Raw genomic sequence first — 24,283 nt, forward strand, 5'->3', positions numbered from 1 at the left:
TTGCTGTTATAGCGCCAGTTCTTCCTGGCCGCCGGCCTTGATGAACTGCTGGTCGATTTCCGGCAGCGGCTGTTCATAGAGAATGGATTCGAAGGCGCGCAGGCGCTTATGGATGGACAGCAATTCAATGATCGTTGTCCACGAGTTGACGAGGTACTGGAATGAACTACTGACCTGCCCGAACGCAGTCAGGATCTGCTGCAAAATACCCATCGTGATCGTTCCGGCAACGAACGTCGGCACCAAGAAGAAGTACACAAAGACGCTGTCAGCCTGGTTATAGATCGATCTAACCATATTGAAATAGAGATAATGGAAGTACATGCGGAAGTAATTCCGACGTACATTGTCGAATAGCTCCGCCACAGTGGGAGGCGTCGCGCGCGACTCGTCATCTTCGCCGTATACCAATTCCTTGCGATACGCAGCCTCTACGCGCTGATTCCTGAAAGCGATACCCGGAAGCTTGACGCCGACGACCGCCAGCAGGACGGTACCGAACATGGACCACACCAGGGCCAGCCAGAACAGCGAATACGGGACTGCACCCAGGATGGGCAGCTCGGGAACATGCTTCGACAGCGAAAGCAGAAGCGGCAAGAACGCAACCAGGGTCATCACCGCATCAATGAGATTGACCCCCAGTCCTTCCGAGATATCGGCAAAGCGCATAGTGTCTTCCTGAACACGCTGCGACGCGCCTTCGATATGCCGAAGCCTGGCCCACTGCGACATGTAAAATTCGTTCATCGCGGTCCGCCAACGGAACACGTAGTGACTGATCAGGAAGCGTGTAACGACAAAAACGAAGACCGCGACCGCTCCGATTTCCGAGAACTTTATCAGGAGAGTGTAAAAGTCACCGGCGGTAACCCCGGGCTTGTGCTCCAGCGCCGCCTGCAAAAGATCGAAGAACGGACGGCGCCAATTGTTGACGGCCAGCGAGACCAAAACGCCGAAGTATGTGGAAAATATTATAAAAATACTTCCCCAAACGGACCAATTGAACCAGCGATGCTCGCGGTCGTAAAATCTCCAGGCTCCGCCAAATATACCGCCGCACAAAAGAAAATAGAGATAGAAATACAACTTGTCCGGCGTCACGAAGTAGGTCGCGCCGATCGGTTCGGTCCCTTCCGCCATTGGCCCGGCACCAAAGGAGACGCCCAAATTGGCTCCGACGGTGTACCAGAATGCGATTGTGACGATCGTCCAGATTATCGCGGACGTAAAGAAGGGCTTAGGTTGCGGGAAGAAGGATTGGAACAAGGGACGGCACTCGCTTTTCTTCGGAGGTCAACGACTTGCCTCCTGATGCGGCCGAAACTAGGGCAAATTGCGCGCGGCAACAATTACGCAATCCCAATGTTACTGTTATTTCATGAAGCTCCGGGCCGGAGAACGCAGTTCGCAGCCCCCGCAAATCGTCAGAATTTCAGCGTGCCAAAGCAGCCCCGATCCTGCGCACTTCCAGCACCGCCACCATACCACAGCAGAACAGCACGGCGGCAGCCACCAAGGTCGGCAGCGCAAAACTTCCGGTCCGCTCCGCCAGCCACCCCGCCACCACCGGCCCGATAATTTGGCCGATGCCGAAAGCGGCGGTCATGAAGGCAAGCGCCCGGCGCGGGCTTTCCGGTGCAAGCTGCCGGCCGATCTGCAGGCCATAGGCGGTGACCATCATGAAGGTGGCGCCGAGCATCAGCCCGCCGACAAGCGGCGCCACGGACACCGGCAGGGAAACGGTCAGAACGAGGCCGACAGCCTCGACCAGCAGCCCCGCGGCATAGACGCCGGCAAGCCCGAGGCGCTGCACGGCGAAACGCCACAGATAGATCGACAGCGCAGCGCTGACGCCGGTGATCAGCCAGGCGAGAAATTCGACGCTGTGACCGCCGCTTGTGTCGCGCGCCATCGCAACGAGGAAGGTCGCGGTGATCACGTAGCCGAAGCCGAAGAAGCCATAGGTGAGCGTCACGACGGTCAGCGGCCGCGTCCAGGTGAGCGGCGCCTCGCGCCCGCCGCCGTTGCCCAGGTGATCGCTGCCCGGCAGCAGGGCGGCAACGAGAACGGTGCCGGCGAGCGCCACACCCGCGCCGGTGAACCAATCTCCCTGCGAGGCGGAGAAACCGGCGGCCCCGGCGAGCGGCGCCGCCCAGACACAGATCGACGAAAGTGCAATGCCGAAGCCGACACCGCCGAAATGCACCGACGGCACATGTTCGGATTTTGCGCGTAGCCCCTGCCCCAGCACGATCCCGGAGACGAAGATCATCGCAAAGGCGCTCGCCAGGCCGGCGAGGAAACGGATGATCGAATAGACGAGCACCGACGAGCTAAGCCCCATTGCCGCGAGCAGCAGTGTCGTGGCGGCGAGTGCCGCAAGACCGATCCGCCGCTCGTGCCCGTGCGCCCAGCCATAGGCGGCAAGCACCGCGCCTGCGAGATAGCCGACGAAATTGGCCGAGGCGATCAGCCCGGCATCGGCCGGAGACAGGCCGGCATCCGCCATCATCGCCGGCAGGATGGGCGTGTAGGAGAAGCGGCCGAAGCCCATCGCGACCGCCATGGCGATGGCGCCGGCGATCGCCGTCGCGGCGAGGCTGCCAGCAGAAATCCCGTGAGCAGCAGGCGGCGGCTCCGCAGCCTGCTCCGTTCGACGCGGACCCGGGCCGTGCATCGGGCCGACGTCCCCTTTATCGCGATCCGGCAATCTATGGAGCGTGCTCATACGTCCTTATTGCATCGCAGCAACAAGGCGACAAATCATTATGATTGAACCTTCGATTAATGGAATCGAACGATCGCAGCCTTGGCGGCACGCCGGTCTGCTCAGCCCGGCAGCGTCACCACCAGCGGCCCGGCGCGCGTCACGACGACCGTGTGCTCGTACTGCACCGTAGGGGCCCGTGGTTCGCTGTAGAGCGTCCAGTCGTCGTCGCCGCCCTCGGCCCAGTGCGCACCCATCGACAGAAACGGTTCAATGGTGAAGACCATGCCTTCCTTCATCCGGCGCCTTTCGGAGGGGTCCGGCCAGGTGGCGATCTCGGCCGGCTCCTCATGCAACGACCGGCCGATGCCGTGGCTCGCCAGGTTGGTGACGAGCGAATAGCGGTTCTTGCGGGCGAATTCGCCAATGGCGCTGCCGATCGCCGCCAGCGACTGGTCCGGCCGAACTTGCTTCAGCCCCACCCACATGGCCCGCTTGCCGTCGCGGCAGAGCCGGTCGATCGCGGTCGTGACTGGCGGCACGGGAAAGGAGGCACCGGTATCGGCAAAGAGACCGTCCTTCTCGGCGGACACATCGATGTTGACGAGATCGCCGGCGCGGATCACCCGGCTTCCCGGAATACCGTGGGCGATTTCCTCGTTGACGCTGATGCAGGTCGCACCCGGAAACTTGTAGCAGAGCTCCGGCGCCGAGCGCGCCCCCGCCTCCTCGAGCACCTTGCGGCCGATCGCGTCGAGTTCCGCCGTGGTGATGCCCGGCTCGAGCGCCTCGCCCATCGCCTGGAGCGCATTGGCGCAGATGCGGCCGATTTCCTTCAGCCGCTCAAGATCTTCGTCGTTGTTGAGGGTCATTGTGTCTCGCTTTCGCGGCCACATGTAGCGTCCCGGCGCGGCAGATACCAGTGCCGGCTGGTACCGCTACTTGCTCGCTTCCGCCAGCATCTCGCGGACCCGTGGCGCCACCTTGGTGCCGTAAAGCTCGATGCCGCGCATGATCTCACCGTGCGGCATCGGGCCGATCGCCATCTGCAGCAGGAAGCGATCGTTGCGGAAGAGCCTTTGGTGCGCGACGATCTTTTGCGCCACCGTCTCCGGGTCACCGAGGAACAGATTGCCGGTCGGGCTGCGTGCCTGGTCGAAATGAGCGCGGCTCGTCGGCCCCCATCCGCGCTCACGGCCGATGCGGTTCATCACCTCCGCCTGCGGCCCATAAAACTGATCGGCCGCCACATCCGTCGTGTCGGCGATGAAGCCGTGAACATTGATGCTTGTCTTCAGCTTCGATACGTCCTGTCCGGCGCGCCGCGCCGCCTCGCGGTAGAGATCGAAGAGCGGCGCGAACCGCCGCGGCTCTCCACCGATGATCGCCAGCGCCATCGGCAGGCCGAGCGCGCCGGCGCGCGCCACCGACTGCGGCGTGCCGCCGACCGCGATCCACAGCGGCAGCGGGTCCTGCAACGGTCGCGGATAGACGCCGCGACCGTCGATCGGCGGCCGCATTTCGCCGGACCAGGTGACCTTCTCGCTGTCGCGGATCGCCAGCAGGAGGTCCAGCTTCTCGGCAAAAAGCTGATCGTAATCGTCCAGCGACTGGCCGAAGAGCGGAAAGGATTCGACGAAGGAGCCGCGCCCGGCCATGATCTCGGCGCGACCGTTGGAGACAAGATCGAGCGTCGCGAACTGCTGGAAGACGCGGACCGGATCGTCGGAGCTCAGCACCGTCACGGCGCTCGTCAGCCGAATGCGCTTTGTGCGCGCCGCCGCCGCTGCGAGGATCACCGCCGGAGCAGAGGCGGCATAATCAGGCCGGTGATGCTCGCCGAGCCCGAAGACATCAAGGCCGACCTGATCGGCAAGTTCGATCTCTTCTATGAGGTTCCTAAGGCGCCGTTGTCCTTCCCCGCCCTTGTTTTCGGCGTTCGGATCGATATCCGCGAATGTGTAAAGCCCGAGTTCCATACTGCCCGTCCTGTTTCCGTTTTGACAACAGATAGTTGGCGCACGCACGGGCAGCAAATGCTCATCCGGGAAACACATCGTTTCCCGGACAAGTCGATCGATGTCGGCGGACCGTTGTGTTCACCTCCCGTGAGCGGCGGACCGACCACTCCGCCATCTCGCGGCATAAGGGAGCGCGAACATATAGAGGCCACTGAACAACAGCAGGAACAGAGGAAGCAGCGGCGAATAGACGATCCAGGCGGGCGGCTCACCCAGCGCCATGGCGACGAAATTGGCAGCCACGGTCGCCGTGAAAATGATCGACAGCCAGCGGTGAATTTGCCGAATCCAAGCACTCATTAAAACCTCCCAGGAAATTCGATGACATACGGTTCTCGCCGGCTTCAATCGAGCCGTGCCAGAACCTGCTCCAGATTTGCAAGGAACTGCGGCCACCCGGTCTTGGCGCCACCAAAGGCCTGGCGCTGCTCCGGCCGGAAGCCCGACTGCTCCATCCGTAGCTGGGTCCCTGTGGTCGTTGGCGTGAGGGTGAACGTCACCACGCTCTTGAGGTCGAAGGCCGCATCCTCGTGCGCGAAATTCCAGGTGTATGTCAGCCTTCTGTTCGGCTCCACGGCAAGCACCTCGCAGTCCAGCACACCACCCCATTCTCCGCGCAGATTGAAACGATGACCGACGACGGCCTGAAAGTCGTTCTTCATCAGCCATTCCTCGATGAGGTGCGGTTGGGTGAGCGCGTGCCAGATCTTTTCGGGCGGATGCGGTATGTCGCGTTCGACCACGACGGTGTGGATTTCATTCATTGGTCCATCCTTTTCAGCAAATCTTCGAGGTTGTCGAAACGGTTCTGCCAGAATTCAGCCATTTCGCTTGTCCAGTCGACCAAGGGGGCGAGCGCCCCGAGTTGGGCGCTGTAATAGGTGTGGCGACCTTGATGGCGATCACGAACCAGGCCGGCCTGCTTCAGCAGGCCGAGATGCTTGGAGACGACTGGCTGCGAGACACCGGCCCGCTCCGTCAGCGCTCCGACCGTTCTTTCCCCTTCGCGGCAGAGTCGTTCAAAAAGGGCCCGCCGCGTTGGATCGGCGAGCGTCCTGAAAAGAACATCCTGAGCCTCTGACATGTCGAATCTATACCTGGTTGGCTATGAATTTCATATAGCCAACCAGGTATACGTGCGTCAAGCCTGCACCTGGATCGGATGAAACCTCCCAGGAAACGTGCGGACAAAGCTGTCGGCCGCACCGCGTGGAACGGCGCAACATAGGTTTGCGGATCAATTGGCAACGATGCTTTTCAGGCATCGTGCGCATGGCGGGGATGTCAGCGGCAAGGCGCCCCCAATATACCCCATTGACTATGCAATTCGCGACGAATGCTGGAGCCCACGCCCTGGGGAGAAAGCGCGACCAGCGACGGGAAAAGCAGACCGCCCGGCTACGCCGCCATCAGCGTCCGCTTCACGGCGCTGCGCCAGCCCTTGAGCTTGCCCTTGCGGGTTGTCCCGTCCATCTTCGGTTCGAAGCGCCGGTCGCGCGCCCAGGACTTGGCGAACTCCTCCTGTTTGGGCCAGACCCCGGCGCGGCTGCCGGCGAGCCAGGCAACGCCGAGCGCCGTCGTCTCGAGAATGACCGGGCGGTCGACCGGGGCGTCGAGGAGGTCGGAGAGCCTTTGCATCGTCCAGTCGGAGGCAACCATGCCGCCGTCGACGCGCAGCACCGTGTCCTTGCCGTTGCTGCGCCAATCCCGATGCATGGCGTCGAGGAGGTCGCGTGTCTGATAGCAAACGGACTCGAGAGCGGCACGGGCGAATTCGGCCGGGCCGGTGTTGCGGGTCATGCCGTAAATCGCGCCGCGGGCATCCGGATCCCAGTGCGGCGCGCCGAGCCCGGTGAAGGCCGGCACGAGATAGACGTCCTGCGTCGGGTCCGCGCTTTCGGCCAGCGTGCCGGTATCGGGCGCGGCCTTGATGACCTTGAGCCCGTCGCGCAGCCATTGGACGGCAGCGCCCGCGACAAAGATCGAGCCTTCGAGCGCATAGGTCGTCTCGCCATTGAGGCGGTAGGCGATGGTGGTGAGCAGCCGGTTCTTGGAACGGACGATGTCCTTGCCGGTATTGAGCAGCGCGAAGCAGCCGGTCCCGTAGGTCGATTTCAGCATGCCGGGTTTGAAGCAGGCCTGGCCGATCGTTGCCGCCTGCTGGTCGCCGGCGACGCCGAGGATCGGGATCGCCGCGCCGAACAGGGAAGCATCGGTGACGCCGAAGTCGGCGGCGCAGTCCTTCACCTCGGGCAGCATTACCCGCGGGATGCGCAGGATGTCGGTGAGTTCGTCATCCCAGCTATTGTCGACGATGTTGTAGATCAGCGTGCGCGACGCATTGGTGGCGTCGGTGACGAAGGACTTGCCGCCGGTAAGTCGCCAGATGAGGAAGGTGTCGACGGTGCCGAAGCAGAGCTCGCCCTTGGCGGCGCGCGCCGGCGCTCCCTTCACATTGGTGAGCAGCCAGTTGAGCTTCGTACCGGAGAAATAAGGATCGAGCAGCAGCCCGGTTTTCTTGCTGAAGGTCTTTTCGAGGCCCTGCTTCTTCAGCTTATCGCAGAAGGACGCGGTGCGGCGATCCTGCCAGACGATCGCATTGTGGATCGGCTTGCCCGTCGCGCGATCCCACACCACCACCGTCTCGCGCTGGTTGGTGATGCCGATCGCGGCGATATCGGTCGCGGAAATTCCAGCCTTCTCGATCGCCTGTCGAGCGGTAAAGAGAACCGTCTCCCAGATCTCCTCCGGGTCGTGTTCCACCCAGCCGGATTTCGGAAAATACTGTTTGAATTCCTTCTGGCCGACGCCCGCGACCTGCTGCTTGCCGTCGAAAACGATCGCCCGCGTGGACGTCGTACCCTGATCGATCGCGAGAATATATCCGCCCATATGCCCCTCCTCGGCACGCACAGACGCCGCCCTTCCTCGAGGAGCAGCCTTCGAAAGACTTCAATACGATGGGAAAACGAATGTCAAACGAAAACAAAACGCAACTATCTTCCTCGTCGAGAACGGCACCAAACTCTGCGTCGCGCGCCTGAAAAACACAATTGTCACCGCTGCTCTTTTGCGCGTAGGCTGAGGGCTGTTGCGTCGCAAAACGAGCGCGCGGAACGGGTAAGATGCGGCACGGTCTTGCCCCTGTCCCAACTGACGATGGGACGGTCTGCGGCGCCGAGGGAGAGATCGAGAATGACGAAAACAGCGGTCATAACGGGTTCGACGAGCGGCATCGGCCTGGCAATCGCCAAGGCATTTGCGAAGACCGGGGCCAATATCGTGCTGAATGGTTTCGGTTCGGCCGACGAGATCAGGACGGTGACGGACGAGGTGGCGGGTCTCGGCGCCGGCACGGTGCTGCACCATCCGGCCGACATGACGAAGCCGGCCGAGATCGCCGACCTGATGGCGACCGCCGTCGCGCGCTTCGGCGGTGCCGATATCCTCGTCAACAATGCCGGCGTACAGTTCGTCGAAAAGATCGAGGATTTTCCGGTCGAGCAATGGGACCGGATCATCGCCATCAACCTCTCCTCCTCCTTCCACACGATCCGGGCGGCGATTCCCGCCATGAAACAGAAGGGCTGGGGCCGCATCGTCAACATCGCCTCGGCGCATGGCCTCGTCGCCTCACCCTTCAAATCCGCCTATGTGGCGGCCAAGCATGGTATCATGGGCCTCACGAAGACCGTGGCGCTCGAGGTGGCGGAAAACGGCATCACCGTGAACTCGATCTGCCCCGGCTATGTGCTGACGCCGCTTGTCGAAAAGCAGATACCGGACCAGGCGAGGACGCGCGGCATCACCGAGGAACAGGTGATCAACGAGGTGATGCTCAAGGGTCAGCCGACCAAGAAATTCATAACCGTCGAGCAGGTCGCCTCGCTGGCGCTCTATCTCGCCAGCGACGAGGCGGCGCAAATCACCGGCACGCATGTCTCGATGGACGGCGGCTGGACGGCGCAATAGGGCGGGATCGAAAAGGACGTGATGACCCAGGCACCCGACAGCATCCGCTTCATCCTGAACGATACGGAAGTCTCGCTTTCGGACGTTGAACCGGCCGCCACCCTCCTCGACTTTCTGAGGCTCGAGCGGCGCCTGACCGGTACCAAGGAAGGCTGTGCCGAGGGCGACTGCGGCGCCTGCACCGTGCTGGTTGGTCGGCATGCCGGCGAAAGCCTCGTCTACGAGACCGTCAATGCCTGCATCCGCTTTGTCGGCTCGCTCAACGCCACGCATGTCGTGACCGTCGAGCATCTGGCCGCGAGCGACGGAACACTGCATCCGGTGCAGCAGGCAATGGTGGATTTTCACGGCTCGCAATGCGGCTTCTGCACGCCCGGCATCGTCATGTCGCTTTACGCGCTGTGGCTGACGGACGACAATCCGAGCCGCGCGGCGATCGAGAAGGCGCTGCAAGGCAATCTCTGTCGCTGCACCGGCTATGAACCGATCATCCGCGCGGCCGAAGCGGCGGCAAAGGAGCGGCCGGCGGCGGTTTTCGATCCGATTACCCGGACGCGCGAAACGGTCGCGACTCGGCTCAAGGCGCTGCAGGCGACGGAAACGATCGTCATCGGCAGGGGCGAGGACTGTCTTATCGTTCCGGCGGATGCGGCCGGGCTTGCGGCGGTGCTGGCCGAACATCCCACCGCCACGATCGTCGCTGGTGCGACCGATGTCGGCCTCTGGGTGACGAAGCAGATGCGCCCGATCAATCCGGCAGTGTTCATCAACGGCATCGCCGAACTGCAGAAGATCGAAAGCTCTGAAGCCGGCCTGACGATCGGCGCCGGCGTCAGCTATACGGCCGCCTTCGCAGTTCTTTCCTCCGCCTATCCCAGCTTCGGCCGGCTTCTCGACCGGATCGGCGGCGAGCAGGTGCGCAACATGGGCACGATCGGCGGCAACATCGCCAACGGCTCGCCCATCGGCGACAGCCCGCCGCCGCTGATCGCCCTCGGCGCCACGGTCACGCTGCGGTCGAAAGACGGCGCGCGCTCGCTGCCGCTCGAGGAATTCTTCATCGCCTATGGCAAGCAGGACCGGCGACCCGACGAATTCGTCGAGACCATCTTCGTTCCGGCGCTGCCGGCAGGCGACCGCTTCGCTGCCTACAAGGTGACGAAGCGCCGCGACGAGGACATCTCCGCCTTGCTCGGCGCCTTTCGCATCACGCTCGACGGCGACCGGGTGAAAACCGCCCGCATCGCCTTTGGCGGCATGGCCGCCACCCCGAAGCGGGCAAAGGCCGTCGAGATCGCGCTGATCGGCCAGCCCTGGACGGAAGAGACGATCCACGCCGCGCAGGCCGCCTTCGACACGGATTTTCAGCCGATCAGCGACTGGCGCGCCACCGGCGCCTATCGAATGCTGGCGGCGAAGAACCTGCTGATGCGCTTCTTCCTGGAAAGCATTGGCGAAAGGGCCCAGCTTCAGCGCTTCGAGGAGGTGGCATGAACAGTGGCTTCGAAGTGTTTGATTGGCCCCTCTCCTCGGGTTTAACCCGAGGACTAACCCTCTCCCCGCAGGCGGGGAGAGGGGACGAGAGGGGCGCCGCCGCTTGCCCAAGTTCAGAGAAGGACGAAGGCGCTGCGGCATATCCCTTCTCCCCGCCTGCGGGGAGAAGGTGCCGGCAGGCGGATGAGGGGCAGCAGTTCCTTCGTAGGGAGGCGCCAACCAATGGATAAGTCCACCTTCGAAGACCGCCAAAGCATCGCCGGCCCCATGCACAGTGAGCTCCGCCATGACAGCGCCCACAAGCACGTCGCCGGGACCGCCGATTATATCGACGACATTCCGGAGCCCGCCGGAATCTTGCACGGCGCGCTTGGCCTCACGGACCGGGCACACGCCGAAATCATGGACATGGACCTCTCGGCTGTGGCCGCCCTTCCCGGCGTCGTCTCAGTACTGACCGCAAAGGACATGCCGCATTCGAACGACATCAGCCCCACCCACCTGCACGACGAACCGGTGCTTGCCGACGGTCGCGTGCAGTTCCACGGGCAGCCGGCCTTTGCGGTCATCGCCGAGACGCGCGACATAGCCCGCCGTGCCGCGCGGCTTGCGAAGATCACCTATCGCGACCTGCCCCACATGATCGATGTCGCCGACGCGATGGCCGGGGGCGGCGAGCTCGTCACGCCGCCCCTGACGCTGCAGCGCGGCGACGCGGAAGGCGAACTGGAGCGCGCACCACGCCGGCTCAAGGGCCGGATGCGGATCGGCGGCCAGGAGCACTTCTATCTGGAAGGACACATCGCGCTCGCGGTTCCCGGCGAGGACGACGAGATGGCCGTCTGGGTGTCGACGCAGCATCCGAGCGAGGTCCAGCACATGGTCGCGCAGGTGCTCGGCGTTCCATCGAATGCCGTGACGGTGAATGTCCGCCGCATGGGCGGCGGCTTCGGCGGCAAGGAAACGCAGGGCAACCAGTTCGCCGCACTCGCCGCCGTCGCCGCGCGCAAGCTGCGCCGCGCCGTGAAATTCCGCCCCGACCGCGACGACGACATGGTGGCCACCGGCAAGCGCCACGATTTCCTCGTCGATTACGATGTCGGCTTCGATGAGGACGGGCAGATCCTGGCGGTCCACGCCACCTATGCGGCGCGCTGCGGTTTTTCCGCCGATCTATCCGGACCGGTCACCGACCGGGCGCTCTTCCACGCCGATAACGCCTACTACTATCCGCATGTGAAGCTGACATCGCAACCGCTGAAGACCAATACGGTTTCCAACACCGCCTTTCGCGGCTTCGGCGGGCCGCAAGGCATGGTCGGCGGCGAGCGGATCATCGAGGAGGTCGCCTTTGCGCTCGGCAAGGACCCGCTCGAAATCCGCAAGCAAAACTTCTACGGCGACAAGGATTCGGATCGCAACGTCACGCCATACCACCAGAAGATCGAAGACAACATCATCCGGCAGATCGTCGAGGAACTGGAGACGAGTGCCGAGTACCAGGCGCGGCGGGCCGCGATCATCGACTTCAATAGATCGAGCCGCGTGATCCGCAAGGGCATCGCGCTGACGCCGGTGAAGTTCGGCATCTCCTTCACGCTCACCCATCTCAATCAGGCGGGCGCCCTCGTCCATGTCTATAATGACGGTTCGGTCCACCTCAACCATGGTGGCACCGAGATGGGCCAGGGCCTCTACACCAAGGTGGCGCAGGTTCTGGCCGACAGCTTCCAGATCGACATCGACCGCGTGAAGATCACCGCGACGACGACCGGCAAGGTGCCGAACACCTCGGCAACTGCCGCCTCATCGGGCTCCGACCTTAACGGCATGGCCGCTTTCGACGCAGCCCGCCAGATCAAGGAACGCCTCGTCGCCTTCGCCGCCGAACGCTGGCAGACGACGCCCGACAATATCAGCTTCGTGCCGAACCATGTGAAGATCGGCGAGGAGCTCGTGCCCTTCGCGGAACTCATCGGCCAAGCCTATGTCGCGCGTGTGCAGCTTTCGGCCGCCGGCTTCTACAAGACGCCGAAAATCCATTGGGACCGCGCCGCCGGGCGCGGCACGCCCTTCTACTATTTCGCCTATGGCGCGGCAGTCTCCGAAGTATCGATCGACACGCTGACCGGCGAATATCTGGTCGACCGCGTCGATGTGCTGCACGACGTCGGCCGCTCGCTCAATCCGGCGATCGACCTCGGCCAGGTCGAGGGCGGCTTCGTGCAAGGCATGGGCTGGCTGACGACGGAGGAACTCTGGTGGGACGAGAAGGGGCGGCTGAGGACGCACGCTCCCTCCACCTACAAGATTCCCCTCGCCTCGGATCGGCCGAAGATCTTCGACGTGCGCCTCGCCGAATGGTCGGAAAACGCCGAAAAGACGGTCGGCCGCTCGAAGGCGGTGGGAGAGCCGCCCCTGATGCTGCCGATCTCGGTGCTCGAGGCGCTGTCGATGGCGGTCGCCAGCGTCGCCGACTATCGCGAATGTCCCCGCCTCGATACGCCGGCAACGCCGGAGCGGGTGTTGATGGCGGTGGAGCGGCTCAGGGGCCTCTAACAGCTGCTTCGTCGAAGATGGCCCCTCACCCTAGCCCTCTTCCCGTTCTGACGGTGGGGAGTCCTGTACCTTTTTCCGGCGGTTCTTGGGTTGCACGCCGTCGTCGCGGGTCATGCTTCATTCCGCTACGCTTCACTTCGCACGACACGCGACGACGGCGTGCAACCCAAGAACCGCCGGAAAAAGGTACAGGGGACTGGAGGGCGCGGCATGCCCCTTCGCCCGCCTGCGGGGAGAAGGTGCCGGCAGGCGGATGCGGGGCAGAACCGAAACGCAACCATGCAACTGCTACCGCAGCATTTCATCGTCGCGCCGGGGCATGCGCCCGTCGAGTAACCCCAAATCCTTTTTCATGTATTCGGATGTGGATTCAAGGTCGAGCTTCAGGCTCCGACCGCCCATGCGACGAAGCGCCGACGCCGCGAACCGCCTTGCGCCGCCGAACGAAAGAAGCGGCTTTCTTTCAGCATATTCCAATACATCGCAAGTCATCCAAACATCCATTCGAAGACATTGAAGTTGACTTGCAGCATGCCGCCGAAGATGCTCGATTTCCAATCGAACATCCGTCTGTATGCATCAAGAGAGCTTATCCATGAAGATGTCGAAGCAGTTTCCGCTGAATGCCCTGAGGGTCTTCGAGGCGGCCGCCCGGCTCGGCAGCTTCACCAGGGCGGGCGAGGAACTCGGCATGACCCAGACGGCGGTCAGCTACCAGATCAAGCTGATCGAGGAGAGCGTCGGCGAGCCGCTGTTTCTGAGGCGTCCCCGGCAGGTGACGCTGACGGAAGTCGGTCAAAGGCTGGCGCCAAAGGTGACCGAAGCCTTCGAACTGCTGCTGGAGGCGGTAACCTCGGCGCGCACCGATGCCGATACGGCCCTCTTCATCCACTCGACGCCGACTTTTGCCTCGCAATGGCTGGCGCGCAATATCGGCACCTTTCAGATCGCCCATCCGCATATCTCGGTACGGCTGGCAACGGCCGACAAGGTCATCGATTTCGGGAAAGAAGCTGCAGACATCGCCATCCGCTACGGTGACGGCAACTGGCCGGGGCTCACCTGCCATCCGTTGATGCGGGTGGAGTTCACGCCGATGCTGAGCCCGGCCCTTGCCGAGACCATCGGCGGCGTGCATGAGCCGCGCGACCTTCTGAAGCTCAGGATCATCGATCCGAACGACCCCTGGTGGGAGCAATGGTTCCGCGCCGCCGGCGTCGAAAATCCGGAGCTTGCCGGCCGCCCCGCCAGCCGATTGGGCGCCCAGGCATTCGAGGCACGCGCCGCCGTCGCCGGCCAGGGCGTCGCCATCCTGACGCCGGACTTCTATAGCGACGACGTCGCGCTCGGCCGGCTCTACCAACCCTTCGACCTCCGCTGCAACGACAGTCACGACTATTGGCTGGTCTATCCGCATGCCCGCCGCAACGCCCCCAAGATTCGTGCCTTTCGCGACTGGATCCTCGGCGAGCTCAATCCATCTTTAAGCCAGTTCTGAAGAGTTTGAATCACATTCCGAAGGACATCCCTCTAACCTTTTGGAAAGGATGGATTTCGCGCTCGTCGACGTAGCGGGTGAAATCGTTCCGACGATCAAATCGGCCCTTCCCCGTTCCCGCTTTTTCTCGCAATCTGCAACGAAGGAGAGAAAGGGGACCTGAATGTACGAATTCGCCATCGGCTGGGAATGGCTGGCCTTTGCCGTTCGCTGGCTGCATGCTGTGACGGCCATCGCCTGGATCGGCTCGTCCTTCTATTTCATCGCGCTCGACCTTGGCCTGGTGAAGCGCGACCACCTGCCGCCGGGCGCCTATGGCGAGGAGTGGCAGGTGCATGGCGGCGGTTTCTACCACATCCAGAAATATCTGGTGGCGCCGACGACAATGCCGGAGCACCTTACCTGGTTCAAATGGGAGTCCTATTCGACGTGGCTTACCGGCTTCGCGATGCTCTGCATCGTCTATTATGGCGGCGCCGATCTCTTCCTGGTCGACCGACACGTGCTCGATATCTCGGCGACGACGGCGGTCCTGATCTCGCTCGCCTCGCTCGGCGTCGGCTGGGTCCTCTACGACCTTCTCTGCAAGTCGCCGATCGGCAAGAATACCTGGGGGCTGATGGCCCTCCTCTACGTCGTGCTCGTCGCCATGGCCTGGGGTTATACGCAGGTCTTCACCGGCCGCGCCGCCTTCCTGCATCTCGGCGCCTTCACGGCGACGATCATGTCGGCCAATGTGTTCTTCATCATCATCCCCAACCAGAAGATCGTCGTTGCCGACCTGATCGCCGGGCGCACGCCCGATCCGCGGCTCGGGGCGCAGGCCAAGCAGCGATCGCTGCACAACAACTACCTGACCCTACCGGTCATCTTCTTCATGCTGTCGAACCACTACCCGCTCGCCTTCGCGACGGCCTTCAACTGGATCATTGCAGCGCTCGTTTTCCTGATGGGCGTGACGATCCGCCACTGGTTCAACACCACGCATGCGCGCAAGGGCAAGCCAACCTGGACCTGGCTCGCGACGGTCATCCTTTTCATCCTGATCATATGGCTCTCGACAGTGCCGAAGGTGCTGACCGGAGAAGAGCGGGCCGAGGCCGCCCCCACCTTCAGGCGCTTTGCCGAAAATGCACATTTCCCCGCCGTCAAGGACACGATCGCGACCCGCTGCAGCATGTGCCATGCCGCCGAGCCCGTTTACGAGGGCATTGCCCGCGCACCGAAGGGCGTCGTATTCGAGAGCGACGCCGAGATTGCCGCCCTGGCGCGCGAAATCTATATCCAGGCCGGACGCAGTCACGCCATGCCGCCCGGCAACATAACCGATATGACGGCTGACGAACGCAGTCTGCTGACGGCCTGGTTCGAGAGCGCCGTCGGGGAGGCACAATGACATCGACCCTCATCCGCGGCCGCACGCTGAGTTTCCGCCGCGCGCCGGAGAGCATCGACGACAGCGGCGCCTATACCTATGAAAGCGACGGCGCGCTCCTCGTCGAAGCTGGCGTGATCACGGCCGCCGGCACTTACGCGACGGTCAGGGCCGCAGCGCCGGAAGAGGTGATGGAGATCGACCATCGGCCGCACCTCATCGTCCCGGGCTTCATCGACACGCATCTGCACTTTCCGCAAATGCAGGTCATGGCCTCCTATGCCGCCAACCTGCTCGAATGGCTGAACACCTATACCTTCCCGGAGGAATGCCGCTTCGTCGAGACGGCACATGCGGAGCGGATCGCCACCCGCTTCTTCGACGAGATGGTGCGCCACGGCACGACGACGGCGACGGCCTATTGCTCGGTGCACAAGGCGTCCGCCGACGCCTTCTTCGCCGAGAGCCTAAGGCGCGGCATGTGCATGGTCGCCGGCAAGGTGATGATGGATCGCAACGCCCCGCAGGGCCTGCTCGATACACCTCAGATGAGCTATGACGAGACGCGGGCGGTGATTGCCGACTGGCACGGCAAGGGCCGCAACCACGTCGCTATCACGCCGCGTTTCGCCATTACCTCGACGCCGGAGCAGATGGCGGTGGCGAAATCGCTCTTGTGCGAATTTCCGGACCTGCATGTGCAGACGCATCTCTCCGAAAACCGCGACGAAATCGCCTATACCTCAGAGCTCTACCCGGAGGCGAAGGACTATACGGACGTCTACGCCCGCTACGGGCTGCTTGGACCTAAAAGCCTCTTCGGCCATTGCATCCATCTGTCGGAGCGCGAAGCCGATGCGATGAGCGAGACCGGCTCGGTCGCCGTCTTCTGCCCGACATCCAATCTCTTCCTCGGCTCCGGCCTGTTCCCGCTCCGCGCGCTGACGCGGCGCGAGAAACCGGTGCGCGTCTCGATCGCCTCCGATATCGGCGGCGGCACCAGCTATTCGATGCTGAAGACGCTCGACGAGGCCTACAAGATTTTGCAATTGCAGGGCGAGCGCCTGAACCCCTTCGACAGCTTCTACATGATGACTCGCGGCAATGCCGAAGCGCTGTCGCTTGCAGATCGCATCGGCACGCTGGAGCCCGGCACCGATGCCGACCTCGCGGTCCTCGACATGGCAGCGACACCGGCCATGGCGCTCAGGGCCGAAGTGGTCAATTCGCTCGCCGACGAGCTCTTCCTGTTGCAGACGATGGGCGACGACCGGTCGATCTTCGAGACCTATGTGGCGGGCAAGCCGGCCAAATCGACGCTCGGGACGACGTGAGCACAAGAGGTCAATTTTTTTGACCTCTTGTGCGTTGCGACTATTACGCCACTTTTGAAAAGATGCTATGGCGTCCTAAAGCGCGCCGCGTTCAAACGTACTCACGCGGCGCGCTTTAGGTCTTTGTTTCTGTGCATGTCGTCACCCCAAAACCGCTGCACACTCTTGGGCGACATGCACTAATCTCCATTCGATGAGGGCGATCCATGACGCAAATCCTCGACATCAGCGATCTCAAGGCCCTCGCCAAGCGGCGGGTTCCAAAGCTTTTCTTCGACTACGCCGACAGCGGCGCCTGGACGGAGGGGACCTATCGGGCGAACGAGGAGGATTTCGCGAAGATCAAGCTGCGCCAGCGGGTGCTGGTCGACATGACAAACCGGTCGCTCGAAACGTCGATGATCGGCCAGAAAGTGTCGATGCCGGTGGCGCTTGCCCCCACCGGCCTGACCGGCATGCAGCATGCCGACGGGGAAATGCTCGCGGCCCAGGCAGCCGAGGCCCATGGCGTTCCCTTCACGCTCTCGACGATGAGCATCTGCTCGATCGAGGACGTCGCGTCGGTCACGACGAAACCCTTCTGGTTTCAGCTCTATGTCATGCGCGAGCGCGAATTCGTGCTCAACCTCATCGACCGCGCCAAGGCGGCCAAATGCTCGGCCCTCGTCCTGACACTCGACCTGCAGATTCTCGGCCAGCGCCACAAGGATCTTCGCAACGGGCTTTCGGCGCCGCCGCGCATGACGCCCAAACATCTCTGGATGATGGCGACACGGCCGCGCTGGTGCATGAAGATGCTCGGCACCAACCGCCGCACCTTCCGCAACATCGTCGGCCACGCCAAGAGCGTCACCGACCTCTCCTCGCTGCATGCCTGGACGGCGGAGCAGTTCGACCCGCAGCTTTCCTGGAAGGACGTCGAGTGGATCAAGGAGCGCTGGGGCGGCCCGCTCATCCTGAAGGGCATCCTCGATCCGGAAGACGCGAAAATGGCAGCGAAGACCGGCGCCGACGCAATCATCGTCTCGAATCACGGCGGGCGCCAGCTCGATGGAGCGCCGTCTTCGATCAGCATGTTGCCGAAGATCATCGACGCCGTCGGCGATCAGATCGAGGTCCATGTCGACGGCGGCATCCGCTCCGGCCAGGACGTGCTGAAGGCCGTCGCCCTCGGAGCCAAGGGCACCTTCATCGGCCGGCCCTTCCTCTACGGCCTCGGCGCTATGGGCAAGGATGGCGTGACCCTCGCCCTCGACATCATCCGCAAGGAGATGGACATCACCATGGCGCTCTGCGGCAAGCGCAGCATCACCGATGTGGGCCGCGACGTCATCGCCGAATACGCGATGTAACGTGGCAAGCGGCGGGCGTTGCCCGCCCGCTTCCCGTCGTCCGGCTCAACTGCCGCGATAGGTGGAATAGCCGTAGGGCGAGAGCAGCAGCGGCACGTGATAGTGGCTGGCAACGTCGGCGATGCCGAACCGCAGCGGGATAAGGTCTAGGAAGGCCGGATCCGGGAGCGCCATCCCGGCCGCGCGCAGATAGTCGCCGGCGTGAAAGACCAGCTCGTACTGGCCCGCCTTGAAACTTTCGCCCTCCGCAAGCGGCGCGTCGACCCGGCCGTCGTTGTTGGTGCGGACCGTGCGGATCAACTGCCGCTCCTCACCGTCCAGCCGAAAGAGATCGATCCTGAGCCCCTCGGCCGGCTTGCCGAGTGCGGTGTCGAGGACGTGGGTCGTCAGGCGGCCGCTCTTGCTCATCGGACTGTTTCCTTTGACGGCAGATCTGGGATGACGAAAGGCTCTTCGTAGAAGAATTCCTCGAGATTGTTGCCCGGCCCGTCGCGATCGACGACGAGGAAATCGCTGGCGGTGTCGATCGTCATCAACGGATGGTGCCAGACATTGCGGCCATAATTGACCCCCTGCCGGCCGCTTGCCAAAAAGGCCCGCGGCCTGCCCGGGCGTCCGCCCTCGTCCTCGGCGACAACCGCGAGCCAGGGCCGATCGTGAAGCGGCGAGAAACTCTGGGTGCCGAGCGGGTGGCGCTCCATCATGGTGAGCCTGTAGGGGAACGTCCGCGGCTGACCGCGAAAGATGTTGATGATCACCCGCGCGCCCTCCCCGGCGACGTCGACTTCGCCACGGGCATGAAACCGCTCGGTATTGCCACCATTGATGAACCGCGCCGAAGCCGGGTCGGCCTCGATGACGCTGCCGAACGGGGCGAAAGCCTCCTTGGTCAGAGGCTCGATCGAAATGAAATGTGACATCAGGTCCGGGTCCCAGCGACGCCGGGGTGCCAAGCGGCGCCGGCGGGCAGTTCGGGGACGGTCTTGTCAGGCATTGTCTTCTCCCGGAAGCATGGAACCAAGCCGCAGCCGGGCGATCCGCTCCACCTGCGCGCAGGCGGCTTCAAATTCTTCTGCGGAATTGTCAATCCGTTGCTCGAAGGCGGCGAGGATCTCCTCCTTCGTCAGTCCCTTTACGGCGATGATGAAAGGAAAGTCGAACTTCTTCGTGTAGGCCGCGTTGAGCTCCGTGAAACGGGCATGCTCTTCCGACGAAAGCCGGTCAAGGCCCGCCGATGCCTGTTCGGACTTCGAGTCGACCGTGAGCTGGCCGGCGACGGCCAGCTTGCCGGCAAGATCGGGATGGGCGCGCAAGACGGCGAGTCGTTCTGCGGGCGATGCCGCGCGAAAGGCGTTGCAGAGCGCCGAATGGACGTTGCCAGCGGTCAAACCCGACGAGGCGGCATGATCGAACGCACGCTCCGCCACCCAGGGCGAATGCTCGAAGATGTCGCCGAAGCGGCGAACAAAATGCTCGCGTTCCGACATCAGCGCAGTCCTTCCGGGCTATGGTGCTCGTGCCAGTGGCGGGCAATGTCGATGCGCTGCGGCACCCATACCTTGTCGTGCGACAGGACGTAGTCGATGAAGCGGGCGAGCGCCGCAGCCCGTCCCGGCCGGCCGACGAGACGGCAATGCAGGCCGACATTCATCATCTTCGGGCTGCCGTCCCTGCCCTCCTCATAGAGCACGTCGAAAGTGTCCTTGAGATAGGTGAAGAACTGGTCGCCGGAATTGAACCCCTGGTTGGTGGCAAAACGCATGTCGTTGGCGTCGAGCGTATAGGGAATGATGAGATGCGGTTTGTCGGGTGTCAGCCCCGGCACCCAATAGGGAAGCTCGTCCGCATAGGAATCGCAGGAATAGAGGAAGCCGCCCTCCTCCAGGACGAGCTTCAGCGTGTTTGCCGAAGGCTTGCCCTGGTAGATGCCGAGCGGCCGCTCGCCCGTCAGCTCCGTGTGCAGTCGCACGACCTCGCGAATGTGCTCGCGCTCGACCTCCTCCGGAAAGTCCCTGTATTCGAGCCAGCGCAGCCCGTGGCTGGCGATCTCCCACCCGGCCTCCTTCATAGCGGCGACCGCCTCCGGGTTGCGCGCCATGGCCAGCGTCACGCCGTAGACCGTCAGCGTCACGCCGCGGCTCGTGAAGATGCGCCACAGCCGCCAGAAGCCGGCTCGTGCCCCATATTCGTAGATCGATTCCATATTGAGGTTGCGCTGTCCCGGCCAGGGCTGTGCACCGACGATTTCCGACAGCAGGCATTCGGATGCCGGATCGCCATCCAGAATGCAGCTTTCGCCGCCCTCCTCATAGTTCAGGACGAATTGCACCGCGATGCGCGCATCGCCCGGCCATCGGGGATGGGGCGGCGTTCGCCCGTAGCCAACCAGGTCGCGCGGATAGGAAGTCTCTGCCATGAGGTCACCTTCGATTTTTCCGAAACGGTAACACCGCACACCGGATTGTCGAGATGAAAATGACGGCCGGAGAGGAGCTTAGCGTATCGCTGAAAGAGTATTGGCAAAGAGCGACAAGGGGCCTCCGGCGTCACCAGGTGCCTGGGGCTGCGCCTCGGGCCGAACCGCCCTTTCGCCCCTTGGGCGGACGGAGATTTTGCCGAGCGGATGCTGGGAATGGACGCGCATCGGCGCCCCCGTCTCCGGTTCGACGAACAAGGCGAGGCTGTCGATCGCGAGCGGCTTCGTCAGATGCGGTTCGAAGACCTCTCGCAACGGCGCCTCCAGTCGTCGCCCGCCATCGGCACCCAGTGGACCGGTGAGTTTCATATGGAATCGGTATTCTTCCATCACGAAGGGATCGCCCCACCGATAGAGGTTGGTGAATTGCGGCGCGGTCAGCCGATCGGGATCGGAGCGTTCGATCTCTTCCTCGCTGAGCGGCGCCCGGTAGCGGTCGAACGCCTGCAGAACCCGCGCGGCGAGCATATGCATTGCATGGCTCGGCACCTGCGGCAGCAAGCCCAGGCACTGGCTGAGGCGCGCCACCTCCAGCCGCTCGATCGCGAACGGCGTCTCGGCGCTGGTGAAGTGCATCAACGTTCTCAGCAATTGCGCTTCATCTACGCCTTCGGCAAGGCGGAAGGGAGCCATGATCATCGCATGAAAGCCGAATCGGCGCGGAACGGCCGTGTGGAAAGCGATCTCCGAAACGCGGAGGCCGGCGATCGGCGGCGGCTCCACGGGCTCGCCGGAATAAACGCTGCGGGCGAGCCAGCTCGCCGCCGCCGCCGACAACGGGTCTCCCATCGGCGGCGTAAAACAAATGGCGTACCGCATTGCGACGCTCCGAAATTCTGTTCGATAGCCGCCTCTTAGGTGATTTGCGTGACAGATTGACGAAGTGGAATGGGGGCTATCGCAGGCCCGCGATATGGGTTTCGCATCGGAAGGATGGCGGCAGTTCGACGCTCGTCCGCCCGGCAAGTTCGTCGATGACGAAGCTGGCCAGAACATGCGCCATCCCGAAACTGACCTTGAAGCCGCCGGTCAGCACCGACAGCCTTTGATGATCCGGATGTCGGCCGACCATCGGCTCGCGGCCCGTGGCCTTTGGGCGCAGTCCGGCCCAGCGCTCGATCACCGGTGCGTCGCGCAGGACCGGAGCGACAGCTGCGGCGCGATCGATCAGCCCGTCCAGTTGTGCATCCGTCGAAAACGGCTCGGCGAATTGGTTCTCGCTGGTGCTGCCGATGGCCACGTAGCCGTTTTCATGCGGAACGATATAGAGGCCGTCGGTGAAAATGATCGGCGCAGCCGGATCGATGTCGGCGCGAAGCAGCGCCGCCTGCCCCTTGACCGCGCCGCCGCTCGGCACCTGCTGCCCCTGCGCCAATCGGTCGATCAAGGGGAAACTCCCGACCCCTGCGGATAGGATACACTGCCCGAACGTCAGCTCGCGCCCGTCGGCGAGCGCCAGCCGGCCGCGTCGCGGTTCGATCGAGGCGACCTCGGCCCCCTCTTCGAACCGGACATGGGGAAACTGAACAAGTGCCGCCCGCAGCGTCGCCAGCAGGTTTCGCGGCGCCACGCATGCCGCCAGCGTCTCGTGGACGATCCCGAAGGGTGCCGAATCCGCTGCTGGCCACCCGTCAGATCCGGCATCACCGAGGTGCCAGTGGAAACGCCGGCCGCCCGCAATCCAGTGTCGCTCGGCGTCCTGCTCGTGACCGAGCGCAATTTCACGGAGGTGCCGCCTGCCGAGCGGCATGATCCGGCCCGAGCGGCGATAGCCGGCCGAAAGTCCGGTCTCCGCTTCAAGCCGGGCAATCTCATTCTCGAGGGAAACCAGGGCATCGAATTGGAACTGCTTCTTGGCGTTCCAGCGGTCCGGCATATGCGGCATCAACGCGCCGAGCAGACCGCCGCTCGCGCCTGCGCCGATGCTCTTTCGCTCGAGGAGGCGCGTCTCGATGCCGGCACGGCCGGCCAGGAGCGCTGCCCAGAGCCCCATGATACCGCCGCCAACGATCAAAACTTCGCTCATCGATTGACCTTCTCCTGCATAATTCCGTAGATCGAACTCGATTCAAGGAACACGCGGCGATGCACAGCCGCAAGACCAACGACATTGCGATGACAGAACCTGATATCCGCCAAGGCCCGCCGCCGGCACAGCAGGGCCTTGAATGGCACGCCGGCGATATGCCCTATTCGGTGGAATTTGGCGATCACTTTTACTGCCGCACCGATGGCCGGCTGGAATGCGGCCATGTTTTCCTCAGCGGCAACCGGCTGCCGGCGCGGTGGAGCACAGGCGGCGCCTTTACGATCGGCGAGCTCGGCTTCGGCACCGGCCTGAATTTCTGTGAGACCTGGCGGCAATGGAAACAGGCACGGGTCTCCGACGGTCGGTTACACTTCGTCTCCTTCGAGCGCTTTCCGATGCGCGCCGGCGATATCGACCGGGCACTGTCTCATTGGCCGGAGATCGACGCAGAGCGACGGGCGCTGGTCGCCCATTGGCCGCATGCTCCCGCCGGCCGCATCGGCATCGACTTCAACGAGGTGCGGCTCACGGTGGTCTGCGGCACGGCGCTCGATCGTCTTCCGGCGTCGCCGGAAGTCTTCGACGCCTGGTATCTCGACGGTTTCGCGCCGTCCCGCAACCCCGACATGTGGTCGCAGGACCTCATGCAGGCGGTGTTCGACAAGACTGTCGAAGGCGGTACCTTCGCCACTTATGCGGCCGCGGGATTCGTCCGCCGCAATCTCGCCGCCGCCGGCTTCGCCGTCGAGCGTCTTCCGGGCTTTGCCGGCAAGCGCGAGATGCTGCGGGGCGATAAGGCTTGAACGTCTACCCGGGAAAAACCACCGACTTGACCGTTGCAATCAACTGATCGGTCGGCACGGCCACGCAGTTGCGGTCGATCTCGGCGACTGTCTTTTCCTTGACGTGAGCGGAAAGCAGCTTCCTGAGATCGCCCAAGGTCTTCGGCGCGGCGCAGATCACCAGGTTCTCGAAAGCGTTTTCCAGAGCATAGTGGTCGAGCTTCCCGGCGATCTCGACTGCGAAGCGGTGCTGCTCCTCGCGGACCGGATCACTGCTGTATTCCATCGCCGAGCGGCCATGTCCCACCGACGAATGGCTGCGGCCCGGTTTATCGGCCATGATGTCTTGAGCGCGTCTCCCCTCGATCTCGTAGGATTCCACTTCCGGCTGCTGACGACCATCCTTCAGCAGGTTGACGTCCTTGACGATGCGCGCCGCATTGCCATCGGCTGCCAGTATCCAAATCCGGTTCCGCACTGGTTCCTCTCCTGTGTCTCGATTGGAAGATAGGTCGGCGAAGACTACAGGGACGGAACGGTTGAATCCGCGTCAGGTTCCCGATCGCCAAAAGTCCATTTCTGTCCGGCGTCCCGCGGCTTGACTGCAAGCGCGCAAGATAGGCATCAAATCTGGGTTTCGGCGCCGGCCCGTATCGCTCCCGCTCCTGCCGACCTGGACCA

The 24,283-nt window shown here is 63.2% G+C and carries 24 protein-coding genes; 8 read left to right on the forward strand and 16 right to left on the reverse strand.

Going from position 1 to position 24,283, the window contains the following annotated elements:
• Positions 1–6: 6 nt before the first annotated feature.
• The 8 genes from sbmA to glpK form a co-directional block, all read right to left on the reverse strand.
• On the reverse strand, positions 7–1,269 hold the full coding sequence (sbmA, locus tag NGR_RS23050; RefSeq protein ID WP_164924428.1) for a peptide antibiotic transporter SbmA: 1,263 nt from the start codon (positions 1,267–1,269) through the stop codon (positions 7–9).
• 166 nt (positions 1,270–1,435) lie between these two features.
• Positions 1,436–2,569: an MFS transporter gene (locus NGR_RS23055; RefSeq protein ID WP_432654033.1), complete on the reverse strand. Its 1,134-nt coding sequence runs from the start codon at positions 2,567–2,569 to the stop codon at positions 1,436–1,438.
• 263 nt (positions 2,570–2,832) lie between these two features.
• Entirely contained in the window at positions 2,833–3,582 is a 750-nt protein-coding gene (gene map, locus NGR_RS23060) for a type I methionyl aminopeptidase (RefSeq protein ID WP_164924430.1), read from the reverse strand.
• Between the two features lie 66 nt (positions 3,583–3,648).
• The gene (locus tag NGR_RS23065) at positions 3,649–4,689 is read right to left on the reverse strand and encodes an LLM class flavin-dependent oxidoreductase (protein ID WP_164924431.1); all 1,041 of its coding nucleotides are present in this window, start codon (positions 4,687–4,689) and stop codon (positions 3,649–3,651) included.
• A 120-nt stretch (positions 4,690–4,809) separates the two neighbouring features.
• Positions 4,810–5,031: a hypothetical protein gene (locus NGR_RS23070; protein WP_012708898.1), complete on the reverse strand. Its 222-nt coding sequence runs from the start codon at positions 5,029–5,031 to the stop codon at positions 4,810–4,812.
• A gap of 44 nt (positions 5,032–5,075) precedes the next feature.
• Positions 5,076–5,495, reverse strand: a complete 420-nt coding sequence (locus NGR_RS23075) for an SRPBCC family protein (protein ID WP_012708899.1) — start codon at positions 5,493–5,495, stop codon at positions 5,076–5,078.
• On the reverse strand, positions 5,492–5,815 hold the full coding sequence (locus NGR_RS23080) for an ArsR/SmtB family transcription factor (protein WP_012708900.1): 324 nt from the start codon (positions 5,813–5,815) through the stop codon (positions 5,492–5,494). Before NGR_RS23080 ends, NGR_RS23075 begins: the two co-directional genes overlap by 4 nt.
• 314 nt (positions 5,816–6,129) lie before the next feature.
• A complete protein-coding gene (glpK, locus tag NGR_RS23085; RefSeq protein ID WP_012708901.1) occupies positions 6,130–7,623 on the reverse strand; it encodes a glycerol kinase GlpK in 1,494 nt (497 codons plus the stop codon).
• 303 nt (positions 7,624–7,926) lie between these two features.
• Between glpK and NGR_RS23090 the strand changes: the two genes are divergently transcribed.
• From NGR_RS23090 to xdhB, 3 genes are all read left to right on the forward strand, one after another.
• Entirely contained in the window at positions 7,927–8,703 is a 777-nt protein-coding gene (locus tag NGR_RS23090; protein ID WP_012708902.1) for a 3-hydroxybutyrate dehydrogenase, read from the forward strand.
• 21 nt (positions 8,704–8,724) lie between these two features.
• Entirely contained in the window at positions 8,725–10,197 is a 1,473-nt protein-coding gene (gene xdhA, locus NGR_RS23095; protein WP_012708903.1) for a xanthine dehydrogenase small subunit, read from the forward strand.
• Positions 10,198–10,419: 222 nt separating this feature from the next.
• Positions 10,420–12,756, forward strand: a complete 2,337-nt coding sequence (gene xdhB, locus NGR_RS23100; RefSeq protein ID WP_012708904.1) for a xanthine dehydrogenase molybdopterin binding subunit — start codon at positions 10,420–10,422, stop codon at positions 12,754–12,756.
• A gap of 288 nt (positions 12,757–13,044) precedes the next feature.
• Here xdhB and NGR_RS23105 read toward each other — a convergent pair whose 3' ends face one another.
• Positions 13,045–13,314: a hypothetical protein gene (locus tag NGR_RS23105; RefSeq protein ID WP_012708906.1), complete on the reverse strand. Its 270-nt coding sequence runs from the start codon at positions 13,312–13,314 to the stop codon at positions 13,045–13,047.
• A 37-nt stretch (positions 13,315–13,351) separates the two neighbouring features.
• Between NGR_RS23105 and NGR_RS23110 the strand changes: the two genes are divergently transcribed.
• From NGR_RS23110 to NGR_RS23125, 4 genes are all read left to right on the forward strand, one after another.
• Entirely contained in the window at positions 13,352–14,254 is a 903-nt protein-coding gene (locus NGR_RS23110) for a LysR substrate-binding domain-containing protein (RefSeq protein WP_164924432.1), read from the forward strand.
• Between the two features lie 163 nt (positions 14,255–14,417).
• Complete coding sequence (locus tag NGR_RS23115; protein ID WP_012708908.1) at positions 14,418–15,650, forward strand: urate hydroxylase PuuD; 1,233 nt, start codon at positions 14,418–14,420, stop codon at positions 15,648–15,650.
• Entirely contained in the window at positions 15,647–16,963 is a 1,317-nt protein-coding gene (gene guaD, locus NGR_RS23120; protein WP_012708909.1) for a guanine deaminase, read from the forward strand. The genes NGR_RS23115 and guaD overlap by 4 nt, the downstream gene beginning before the upstream one ends.
• 206 nt (positions 16,964–17,169) lie before the next feature.
• On the forward strand, positions 17,170–18,315 hold the full coding sequence (locus tag NGR_RS23125) for an alpha-hydroxy acid oxidase (RefSeq protein WP_012708910.1): 1,146 nt from the start codon (positions 17,170–17,172) through the stop codon (positions 18,313–18,315).
• Between the two features lie 45 nt (positions 18,316–18,360).
• Here the strand turns inward: NGR_RS23125 and uraH are convergent, their stop codons facing one another.
• From uraH to NGR_RS23155, 6 genes are all read right to left on the reverse strand, one after another.
• The gene (gene uraH, locus NGR_RS23130; RefSeq protein WP_012708911.1) at positions 18,361–18,723 is read right to left on the reverse strand and encodes a hydroxyisourate hydrolase; all 363 of its coding nucleotides are present in this window, start codon (positions 18,721–18,723) and stop codon (positions 18,361–18,363) included.
• On the reverse strand, positions 18,720–19,235 hold the full coding sequence (locus NGR_RS23135; protein WP_012708912.1) for an ureidoglycolate lyase: 516 nt from the start codon (positions 19,233–19,235) through the stop codon (positions 18,720–18,722). Before NGR_RS23135 ends, uraH begins: the two co-directional genes overlap by 4 nt.
• A 66-nt stretch (positions 19,236–19,301) precedes the next feature.
• Positions 19,302–19,802 (reverse strand): 2-oxo-4-hydroxy-4-carboxy-5-ureidoimidazoline decarboxylase, encoded by a 501-nt coding sequence (gene uraD / locus NGR_RS23140; RefSeq protein WP_012708913.1) that lies wholly within the window; start codon positions 19,800–19,802, stop codon positions 19,302–19,304.
• Positions 19,802–20,731 carry an allantoinase PuuE gene (gene puuE, locus NGR_RS23145; RefSeq protein ID WP_012708914.1) on the reverse strand — a complete coding sequence of 310 codons (930 nt, stop codon included), beginning with the start codon at positions 20,729–20,731 and terminating at the stop codon, positions 19,802–19,804. Before puuE ends, uraD begins: the two co-directional genes overlap by 1 nt.
• A gap of 78 nt (positions 20,732–20,809) precedes the next feature.
• Complete coding sequence (locus tag NGR_RS23150) at positions 20,810–21,610, reverse strand: DUF1045 domain-containing protein (protein ID WP_164924433.1); 801 nt, start codon at positions 21,608–21,610, stop codon at positions 20,810–20,812.
• A gap of 76 nt (positions 21,611–21,686) precedes the next feature.
• The gene (locus NGR_RS23155; protein WP_012708916.1) at positions 21,687–22,817 is read right to left on the reverse strand and encodes an NAD(P)/FAD-dependent oxidoreductase; all 1,131 of its coding nucleotides are present in this window, start codon (positions 22,815–22,817) and stop codon (positions 21,687–21,689) included.
• 89 nt (positions 22,818–22,906) lie between these two features.
• On the opposite strand from NGR_RS23155, the gene mnmD reads away from it, so the two are divergent.
• On the forward strand, positions 22,907–23,623 hold the full coding sequence (mnmD, locus tag NGR_RS23160) for a tRNA (5-methylaminomethyl-2-thiouridine)(34)-methyltransferase MnmD (protein ID WP_164924434.1): 717 nt from the start codon (positions 22,907–22,909) through the stop codon (positions 23,621–23,623).
• Positions 23,624–23,627: 4 nt separating this feature from the next.
• On the opposite strand, the gene NGR_RS23165 is transcribed toward mnmD, so the two are convergent.
• On the reverse strand, positions 23,628–24,080 hold the full coding sequence (locus tag NGR_RS23165) for a host attachment protein (RefSeq protein ID WP_012708918.1): 453 nt from the start codon (positions 24,078–24,080) through the stop codon (positions 23,628–23,630).
• Positions 24,081–24,283: the final 203 nt, after the last annotated feature.

The organism is Sinorhizobium fredii NGR234, from assembly GCF_000018545.1.
Taxonomy (GTDB): domain Bacteria; phylum Pseudomonadota; class Alphaproteobacteria; order Rhizobiales; family Rhizobiaceae; genus Sinorhizobium; species Sinorhizobium fredii_A.